This window comes from Streptomyces sp. SX-6 (assembly GCF_059089585.1).
On the sequence record NZ_JBTHHU010000063.1, the window covers coordinates 1 to 9,237 of the forward strand.

8 protein-coding genes and 1 pseudogene are annotated in these 9,237 nt (G+C 70.4%); 4 read left to right on the top strand and 5 right to left on the bottom strand.

From position 1 onward, the window contains the following. The first annotated feature begins 205 nt into the window (after positions 1 to 205). Positions 206 to 832 (top strand): hypothetical protein, encoded by a 627-nt coding sequence (locus tag ACV530_RS36240; protein ID WP_494336990.1) that lies wholly within the window; start codon positions 206 to 208, stop codon positions 830 to 832. 118 nt (positions 833 to 950) lie between these two features. On the opposite strand, the gene ACV530_RS36245 is transcribed toward ACV530_RS36240, so the two are convergent. From ACV530_RS36245 to ACV530_RS36255, 3 genes are all read right to left on the bottom strand, one after another. Next, entirely contained in the window at positions 951 to 1,592 is a 642-nt protein-coding gene (locus ACV530_RS36245; protein ID WP_494336991.1) for a superoxide dismutase, read from the bottom strand. Between the two features lie 168 nt (positions 1,593 to 1,760). Continuing rightward, positions 1,761 to 3,176 carry an amino acid permease gene (locus ACV530_RS36250; protein WP_494336992.1) on the bottom strand — a complete coding sequence of 472 codons (1,416 nt, stop codon included), beginning with the start codon at positions 3,174 to 3,176 and terminating at the stop codon, positions 1,761 to 1,763. Positions 3,177 to 3,339: 163 nt separating this feature from the next. Continuing rightward, entirely contained in the window at positions 3,340 to 4,749 is a 1,410-nt protein-coding gene (locus ACV530_RS36255) for an amino acid permease (RefSeq protein WP_494336993.1), read from the bottom strand. 244 nt (positions 4,750 to 4,993) lie between these two features. Here ACV530_RS36255 and ACV530_RS36260 point away from each other — a divergent pair, with 244 nt between their 5' ends. After that, entirely contained in the window at positions 4,994 to 5,596 is a 603-nt protein-coding gene (locus ACV530_RS36260) for a biotin transporter BioY (protein WP_494336994.1), read from the top strand. Between the two features lie 31 nt (positions 5,597 to 5,627). Here ACV530_RS36260 and ACV530_RS36265 read toward each other — a convergent pair whose 3' ends face one another. After that, positions 5,628 to 7,055, bottom strand: coding sequence for an amino acid permease (locus ACV530_RS36265; protein WP_494336997.1), 1,428 nt, complete (start codon positions 7,053 to 7,055; stop codon positions 5,628 to 5,630). A 185-nt stretch (positions 7,056 to 7,240) separates the two neighbouring features. On the opposite strand from ACV530_RS36265, the gene ACV530_RS36270 reads away from it, so the two are divergent. Together ACV530_RS36270 and ACV530_RS36275 are read left to right on the top strand one after the other, a co-directional pair. Then, positions 7,241 to 7,729, top strand: a complete 489-nt coding sequence (locus ACV530_RS36270; protein ID WP_494336995.1) for a ribose-5-phosphate isomerase — start codon at positions 7,241 to 7,243, stop codon at positions 7,727 to 7,729. Between the two features lie 7 nt (positions 7,730 to 7,736). Beyond that, positions 7,737 to 8,546, top strand: a complete 810-nt coding sequence (locus ACV530_RS36275) for an Fpg/Nei family DNA glycosylase (protein WP_494336996.1) — start codon at positions 7,737 to 7,739, stop codon at positions 8,544 to 8,546. Between the two features lie 4 nt (positions 8,547 to 8,550). Here the strand turns inward: ACV530_RS36275 and ACV530_RS36280 are convergent. Continuing rightward, positions 8,551 to 9,175: pseudogene (locus ACV530_RS36280) on the bottom strand (sterol carrier protein domain-containing protein); the annotation flags it as partial. Between the last annotated feature and the right edge of the window lie 62 nt (positions 9,176 to 9,237).

The following is a 9,237-nucleotide window of genomic DNA, read 5'->3' on the forward strand; positions in this document are numbered from 1 at the left end:
CTACGCCCCCGGGCCCCCGAAACCGCGCTTCGCGCGGTTGTCCTCAATCGCCGGACGGGCTGAAATTCAGCCCGTCCGGCGATTGAGGACGAGCGGCGGAGCCGCGACAAGCGGGGTCCGGGGCGGAGCCCCGGTTACGGGAAGGGGCGGGGTGGGGGAGGAATCCAACAGGCGACCGCACCCCCCATCACCTAAAGTCCGACCCATGGGCCAGACCGACCTCTCCCGGCCACTGGGCCGTGACGGCGGCTGGTCGGAGGCGGAGCCGCCGTGCGACAACGCCGCCTTCGCGGAGCTGCCCGTACGCCCGTACGACCTGCTGACCTTCGCGGTCTGCAGGGCACTGCCGCCCCTGTGGTCCCTGCTCCGCCTGCGGCAGGCAGCCCGCATGATGCGGCACTACCTCGGAGCCACCGGCGCCCCGTGCCGCGTGGACGCCGAGGCGCTGCTCGCCCTGCCCGCCGTCCGCGCCGCCGCGGACACACAGCTCGACCGCTGGCGGGCCGAGGCCCTCGAGCGCTGGTCGGCCGGGCCGCACACCCCCGCCGCGTACCCGGCCGACAGCGGCTGGCGGGACGCCCTGATCACCCGGCGCGTCAGCGCCGACTGGTGGCTCGCGCTGCGCTGCGTCGAGTTCCGGCTGACGGGGACGGTCCGGGTGGCGGCCGACGGCAGCACGGCCGTGGACTACCGGTTCGCCGTGGAGAAGGGCTGGAACTTCGACCGGGGCAAGTCGGAGTGCGGCATCCCGTTCGCCCCGTTCGCCCGCCTGCACGAGACGGGACTCGCCCGTCAGTTCACGGTCATGGGGGAGGCCTTCGGGCACGCCTGAGAGCATGAACAGGCGAAAGCCCCCGCGCGAGTCGACCGCGCGGGGGCTTTCGTGTGCCTGCCCCGTGACACGGGTGAGAAGACGATCACGAGCAGGCAGCTCAGGGAAAACCAGGGAACTACGGAACCAGCAGCAGCGCGTTACCGCGCTCCTTCGCCGCGGCGTAACGCTTCGCCACGTCCTGCCAGTTGACGACCCGCCACATGGCCTCGATGAAGTCCACCTTCTGGTTCTTGTACTGCAGGTAGAAGGCGTGCTCCCAGGCGTCGAAGACCAGGATCGGCGTGGATCCCTGGCCGACATTGCCCTGGTGGTCGTAGACCTGCTCGACGATCAGCCTGCCGCTGACCGGCTCGTACGCGAGGACGCCCCAGCCGGAACCCTGCGTCGTGGCGGAGGCCTTGGTCAGCTGGGCCTTGAACTTGGCGAAGGAACCGAAGGACTCGGCGATGGCGTCCGCGAGCTCGCCCACGCCGTCCTTGTCGAGCGGCTCGCCGCCGCCGTCACCGGTCATGTTCTGCCAGTAGATGCTGTGCAGGATGTGGCCGGAGAGGTGGAAGGCGAGGTTCTTCTCCAGGCCGTTGACCGAACCCCACTGGTCCTTGTCGCGGGCCTCGGCGAGCTGCTCGAGGGTGTCGTTCGCGCCCTTGACGTAGGCGGCGTGGTGCTTGTCGTGGTGCAGCTCGATGATTTTCGCGTCGATGACGGGCTGGAGAGCCGCGTAGTCGTACGGGAGTTCAGGAAGTGTGTAGATGGCCATGCCGAGCCCTCTCCGACTGCTTATTGCAATTAACTTGCAAGTAGACGCTATCAGCAAGTGCGTGCGGAAAGCGGGTTGAGGTACGGGACTCGGTCCAAAGACCGAGGCGGGGTGGGTCCTGGGAATCAGGACCCACCCCGCCTCGGATGGGGGAACAGTGGCGGTACGTCAGTTCCGCTTGGCGGCCGCCCAGCGCTGGCGCGTCCAGCCGACGAGCGCGAGGACCACCGTGAGCCCGGCGGTGGCGTACAGCTGCTGGGCCGTGTCCTTCTCGCGCAGCATCAGCCCGAGGGTGCAGACGATCCCGGCGAGAGCCACCCAGGTGAGCACCGGGAAGCACCACATCCGCACCACGAGCCGCTCGGGCGTCTCACGCTCGAGCTGCCGCCGCATGATCAGCTGGGTGGCGGCGATGAAGCCCCACACCACCAGCACAGCCGCGCCGGTCATGTACAGCAGCCACTTGAAGACGGTGTCGGGCCACCAGTAGCTGAGCAGCACCGCGAAGAAGCCGAACGCGGAGGAGGCGAGCACGGTCCGGCGCGGCACCCCGCCGCTGACCTTGGCCAGGAAGCGGGGGCCCTCGCCGCGCTGGACGAGGGAGTGCGACATCCGGGACGCGCCGTAGATGTTGGCGTTCATCGCCGAGAGCAGCGCGATCAGCACGATCACGTTCATGATCTCGCCGGCCGCCGGGATGTCCAGGTGGTTGAGGACGGCGACGTACGGGCCGCTCGCCGTCACCGACGGGTCGGCCCAGGGGATCAGCGTCACCACGACGAACATCGAGCCCACGTAGAACACCGCGATGCGCCACATCGCCGTACGGACCGCCTTGGCGACACCCTTGACGGGCTGCTCGGACTCGGCCGCCGCGATCGTCACCGTCTCCAGGCCGCCGTAGGCGAAGACCGAGGCGAGCAGGCCGGCGACGAGGCCGTCGGTGCCGTTGGGCAGGAAGCCGCCGTGCCCGGTGAGGTTGTCGGAGCCCGGGGCCGAGGTGCCGGGCAGCAGGCCGAGGATGGCCAGGATGCCCAGGGCGAGGAAGGCCACGATCGCGGTCACCTTCAGCGCGGCGAACCAGAACTCGAACTCGCCGAAGTTGCCGACGGCCGCGAGGTTGGCGCCGCAGAAGAAGGCCATGAAGAGCAGGACCCACATCCAGGAGTCCGTGGCCGGGAACCACTTGACCATGATCGTCGCCGCGCCGATCGCCTCGACGGCGATGCCGACGCACAGCTCGATCCAGAACATCCACCCGGCGGTGAACCCCGCCCAGGGGCCGATGGACCGCTCGGCGTGCACGGAGAAGGTGCCCGAGGCCGGACTGGCCGCGGCCATCTCGCCCAGCATGCGCATCACGAGCATGACCAGCAGCCCGGAGGCCGCATAGGCCAGCACGATGCCCGGTCCGGCGGCGGCGATGCCGGCCCCCGAACCCACGAAGAGCCCCGCGCCGATCACTCCGCCCAGCGCGATCATCGACAGATGTCGCTGCTTGAGTCCGTGCGACAGGGGGCTGCCTCCGGCGCCGTCCGGCGCCGCGTCGGTGACCTCGCGCTCGGGCGCGGAGGTCGCATTCATCCGAGTCATGGTCGTGATCTGTCCCCGTGAAAAGAGTGCCGAGAGGAGAAAAGTTGCCTCAGTGTGAAGTCGATGTTCGCTGAGGACAACACTTCTCACACAGGTGTCCGATATTCAGACGTGGGCGTGACGCTCCGTGTCCGCCATATCGTTAAAAACGGAACTATTGGGTCGGGGTCAGGCGCGCCCGGCGCAGCCGCAGCTCGCGCAGCAGCGCGACCACGAGCACCGCGCCCGTCGCCGCCGCCGACCACAGCAGCTGCGGCCGGGAGTCCGCGTCGGCGAGCATCAGCACCAGCACGGTGGCCATCGCGACCAGAGCGGCCCAGGTCAGATAGGGGAAGCACCACATCTTGAGCGTGAGCCGCTCCGGCATCTCGCGCTCGATGCGCCGGCGCAGCCGCAGTTGCGAGGCGGCGATCAGGGCCCAGACGAAGAGCAGTACCGCACCCACGGCGTTGAGCAGATAGTGGAAGATCGAATCCGGCCACTTCAGATTGAGGACGACCGAGGCGAAACCGAACGCCACCGACGCCAGCACCGCCCGCCGGGGCACCCCGCCGCGGGAGACGGCCAGCAGCGAGCGCGGCGCCTCGCCGCGCTCGGCCAGCGAGAACACCATCCGCGACGAGCCGTAGAGGTTGGCGTTCAGCGCCGACAGCAGCGCCACGAAGATCACGATCTGCATGATCTGCCCGGCCGACGGCACCCCGATGTGGTCCAGCACGGCCACGTACGGGCTCTCGCCCGGCTTCATCGACGACCACGGCAGCAGCGTCACGATGACGAGCATCGAGCCGACATAGAAGAAGAGGATGCGCCACACGGCGCTGCGGACCGCCCGGCCCACCGCCCGCTCCGGGTCGTCCGACTCGGCGGCGGCGATCGTCACGACCTCCAGGCCGCCGAAGGCGAAGGCGACGGCGAGCACGCCGGAGATGACGCCGCTCCAGCCGTTGGGCAGGAATCCGCCGTGGCCCGTGAGGTTGGCCAGGCCCACCGCGTGGGTGTCCGGCAGCAGCCCGAAGATCGCCAGCGTGCTCAGGCCGAGGAAGAGCAGGATGGCCCCGACCTTGAGGGCCGCGAACCAGAACTCGAACTCGCCGAAGTTCTTCACGGCGGTGAGGTTGGCCGTGGTGAACACCAGCATGAAGAGGAGGACCCAGGCCCACTGCGGCACCGCCGGCAGCCAGCCGTGCGCGATCTGCGCGGCGGCCGTGGCCTCCACGGCGAGCACGATCACCAGCAGGAACCAGTAGAGCCAGCCCACCGTGAACCCGGCCCACCGGCCCAGCGCCCGCTCGGCGTGCACCGAGAACGCGCCCGAGGCGGGCATCGCCGACGACAGCTCGCCGAGCATCCGCATCACCAGCATCGCGAGCGTGCCCGCTATCAGGTAGGACACGATGATCCCCGGTCCGGCGACCGCGATCCCGGCCCCGGAGCCCACGAACAGTCCGGCACCGATCACTCCGCCCAGCCCCAGCATCGTCAGATGACGCTGCTTGAGCCCCCCGGCCAGCGGTTCCTTCTCACCGGCGAGGGACTCGGCGGCGGGCGGTGCGTCGTGCATGCGGTTCGTACTCTCGGCTCGTGCGATGTGCGCTGCGCAAGGATGCGCGTCCTTAACACTCTCCCGACAAAGCGGCCAGAGCCAAGCCGCTCCGGGGTCCGCGTGACCAGCATCACTCGGGAGAAACCCGCCAAAGCCCGGCGGTCCGCCTTTGTCGCGGTCGACCCGTGCCGAACGGATCACCCTCGGCTAACGTCGCCCTGGCTTACTGATTTCTTATCCCAACGACCCTTCCGGAGTACCGATGGCCACCGCCGCAGTGTCAGCCCCCCGGACCGGTACGGTCCTCGCCGATCTTCTGCCCGCCTCCTCCGTCACCCGGGCCCGTGTGCGCGATGCGGCCCTGGTCCTCGGCGGTGCCGTGCTCACCGGTGTCACCGCGCAGATCGCCGTGCCCGTCCCGGGCTCCCCGGTGCCGGTCAGCGGCCAGACCTTCGCCGCCCTGCTCGTCGGCACGGCCCTCGGCGCCCGCCGCGGCTTCCTCTCCCTCGCCCTCTACGCCGTCGTCGGCATGGCGGGCGTGCCGTGGTTCGCCGAGGCCCGCGCGGGCGCGGCGTTCCCGTCCTTCGGCTACGTCCTCGGCATGCTGCTCGCCGCCACGGTCGTCGGTGCCCTGGCCCGCCGCGGCGGCGACCGCTCGGTGGCGCGCACGGCCGGGACGATGGTCCTGGGCTCCGCGATCATCTACGCGGTGGGCGTGCCGTACCTGGCGCTGGCCGCGCACATGTCCCTGACCGACGCCTTCGCCGCGGGCATGGTCCCGTTCCTCATCGGCGACGCCCTCAAGGCCGCCCTCGCCATGGGCGCCCTCCCGGCGGCATGGAAGCTGCTGGGCCGCCGCGGCTGAGTCCGTCTCCGGCCCGTACGCATGATGCCTGTTACTCGACCGCGGCAGCGGCCCGCCGGCGCCGGTGCAGGACCAGGCCGGTGGCCAGGACCAGGGCGCCTACCAGGCTGGAGAGAAGCACCTGTTCACGGTTGTCGCCGCCGTCGACGACCATGTAGCCCAGGACGAAGAGGATCATGCCGATGGTCGCCCACGTCAGGTAGGGGAACAGCCACATCCGCACGACCAGCTTCTCCGGCTCCTCGCGCAGGATGATGCCGCGCATCTTCAGCTGGGTGAAGCAGATGACCAGCCACACGAACAGGGCGACGGCACCGGAGGAGTTGAGCAGGAACTTGAAGACGGTGTCCGGCCACCAGTAGTTGAAGGCGACGGCGAGGAAGCCGAAGACGACCGAGGCCAGGATCGCGGCCTGCGGGACGCCTCGGGCGTTGGTCTTGGCGAAGGAGCGCGGCGCGTCACCGCGCTGGCCCAGGGAGAAGGCCATGCGGGAGGCCGTGTAGAGGCCCGAGTTGAGGCAGGAGAGCACGGCGGTGAGCACGATGACGTTCATGAACTGGCCGGCGTGCGGGATGCCGATGGTGTCCAGGGCCGCGACGTAGCTGCCCTTCTCGGCGATCGCCTTGGAGTCCCAGGGGAGCAGCGAGACCACGACGAGGATCGAGCCGAGGTAGAAGACGCCGATGCGCCAGATGACGCTGTTCGTCGCCTGCCGCACGGCGCGCTGCGGGTCCTCGGACTCGCCGGCGGCGAGGGTGACGATCTCGCTGCCCATGAAGGAGAAGACGACCATCAGCACACCGGTGAGGATCGCGCCGGGTCCGTGGGGCAGGAATCCGCCGTGGTCGGTGAGGTGGGCGAAGCCCACTCCGTCGTTCTTCGCGCCGGGCAGCACGCCGAAGGCCGCGAGTCCGCCGATCACCACGAAGGCCGCGATGGCGACCACCTTGATGCCCGCGAACCAGAACTCGAACTCGCCGTAGGAGCTGACCGAGGCCAGGTTGGTGGCGGTGAGCACCACCATCACGATCAGTGCCCAGGCCCACTGCGGGACGGCCGGTATCCAGCCCTCGAGGATCTTGGCGCCCGCCGTCGCCTCGACCGCGAGCACGACGACCCAGAAGAACCAGTACAGCCAGCCGATCGTGAAGCCGGCCCAGCGGCCGAGGCCCTGGTCCGCGTAGGCGGAGAAGGAGCCGGAGGTCGGGCGGGCGGCGGCCATCTCGCCGAGCATCCGCATCACGAGGACGACCATCGTGCCGACGAGGGCGTACGAGATCAGGATGCCGGGGCCCGCGGCGGCGATGCCGGAGCCGGAGCCGACGAAGAGGCCGGCGCCGATGACACCACCGATGGCGATCATCGAGAGGTGACGGTTCTTGAGTCCGGCCTTGAGGCCGTCCCCGGCGGACGCGGGCGCTGCGTCTGCGGGATCTCCCGACGTCGACGCCTTTGTCATGGTCGGCGGAATCGCGCTCATGGACAGGTCCTTACGGTTTACGGATTACTCGGGGTACGAGTTCCAGGCATTAGACATTTACGAACCCGTACTCGTGAAGCCCCGAATCCGTATCGTTGTATTCACCCTCTGAAGTGATCAGGCCGGTGGCGAGGACCGGCTTCGCGGCATGCCACACTGCACGCATGCGCGTCTACCTCGGCTCCGACCACGCCGGTTACGAACTCAAGAACCACCTCGTCGAGTGGCTCACGGCACACGGCCACGAGGCCGTCGACTGCGGCCCGCACATCTACGACGCCCAGGACGACTACCCGCCGTTCTGCCTGCGCGCCGCCGAGCGCACCGCGGCGGACCCGGACAGCCTCGGCATCGTGATCGGCGGCTCCGGCAACGGCGAGCAGATCGCCGCGAACAAGGTGAAGGGCGTCCGCGCCGCGCTGGCCTGGAGCGAGCAGACGGCCGCGCTCGGCCGCGAGCACAACGACGCGAACGTCATCTCCATCGGCGGGCGGATGCACACGGAGGAGGAGGCGACGAAGTTCGTCGAGATCTTCCTCGCCACGCCGTACTCGGGTGAGGAGCGTCACACGCGCCGCATCGAGATGCTCAGCCGGTACGAGGAGACGGGCGAGCTGCCCCCGATCCCGGCCCACCACCCGCAGCAGGGCTGAGACGCCGATGCCCGAGGGGCACACGATCCACCGGCTGGCCGCCGATCACCGTGACCTGTTCGCGGACCGCCCCGTGCGGGCGGCCAGCCCGCAGGGGAAGTTCGCCGCCGGCGCGGCCCTGGTCGACGGCCGGCCGCTGACGGTCGCCGAGGCCCACGGCAAGCACCTCTTCCTGGGCTTCGGGCCCGCCGGCTGGATCCATATCCACCTCGGCCTCTTCGGGAAGTACACCTTCGGCGAGGCCCCCGTGCCGCCCGCCACGGACACCGTGCGGCTGCGGCTCGCCACCCCGCAGGCGTACGCCGATCTGCGCGGCCCTACCACGTGCGCGCTGATCACCGACGGGGAGAAGAAGGCGATACACGACCGGCTCGGCCCGGACCCGCTCCGGGCGGGGGAGGACCCGGCGCCCGCGTACGCCCGTATATCCCGCAGCCGCACCACCGTCGCCGCGCTCCTGATGGACCAGAAGGTCATCGCGGGCGTCGGCAATGTCTATCGCGCCGAGGTCCTGTTCCGGCACGGAATCGACCCCTATCGGGTAGGGCGCGACCTCACCCGGTCCGAATGGGATGCGATCTGGTCGGACTTGGTCGAGTTGATGCATGAGGGGGTGCGGCACAACCGGATCGATACGGTACGTCCCGAGCACACCCCCGAGGCGATGGGCCGCCCGCCGCGCGTGGACGACCACGGCGGCGAGGTGTACGTGTACCGCCGCGCCGGACAGGCCTGCCACATCTGCGGCGGCGAGATCCGCACCGCCGGTCTCGCCGCCCGCAACCTCTTCTGGTGCCCGGGGTGCCAGGAGTCGTAGCGGTTCAGAAGCTGTGCGGCAGCCACGGGGCGAGGCCGGAGCCGAACGCCGACGAGGCCTCCGCCAGCGCCCCTTCGCGCAGCTCCCGCACCAGCCCGGCCCCGGCCGGCCCCGCCAGGGACACCCCGCCGAGATAGGCGGCGCCCAACTCCCGTACGGAAAGGGCCAGATCGGCCGCGTCCTCCGTGCGCCGGCAGGACGCGCCCTTGGCGTCGCCGGTCAGCCGCCAACGCCCGGCGTTCCAGGGGCAGAAGGCGTCCTCGACCTCGAACACCACGTCCACCGGCGCCCGGTAGGTCCGCGCCGCTCGGCCCCGAGGGGTCGTTGCGGACGGGGCGCACCGCGTAGCGCGCGTACCCCACCGTCTCGCCGTCCACGCACTGCAGCGGTGAGGCGCCGTCGCGGTCCTCGGGCGGGTCGAGCAGGGGCAGCGCCTCCCAGCCGCGCGCCCGCGCCGGCATGCCGGGCCGGGCGGCTACCCGGCGCGCGTACACCGCCTCGCACGCGTCGCGCGCCTCCCCGGGCTTCGACAAGCGCAACCGCACATCTGCTGTGCCGTTCGCGCCCTTTGGGGCGCGCGTGCCGTGCGGTACGGAGCCGTTCGGTACGGACAGGCGCACCCGTGTCGTGGGGGGGGGGGGGGGGGGGGGGGGGGGGGGGGGGTGGGGGGAGGAGGGGGGGGGGAGGGGGG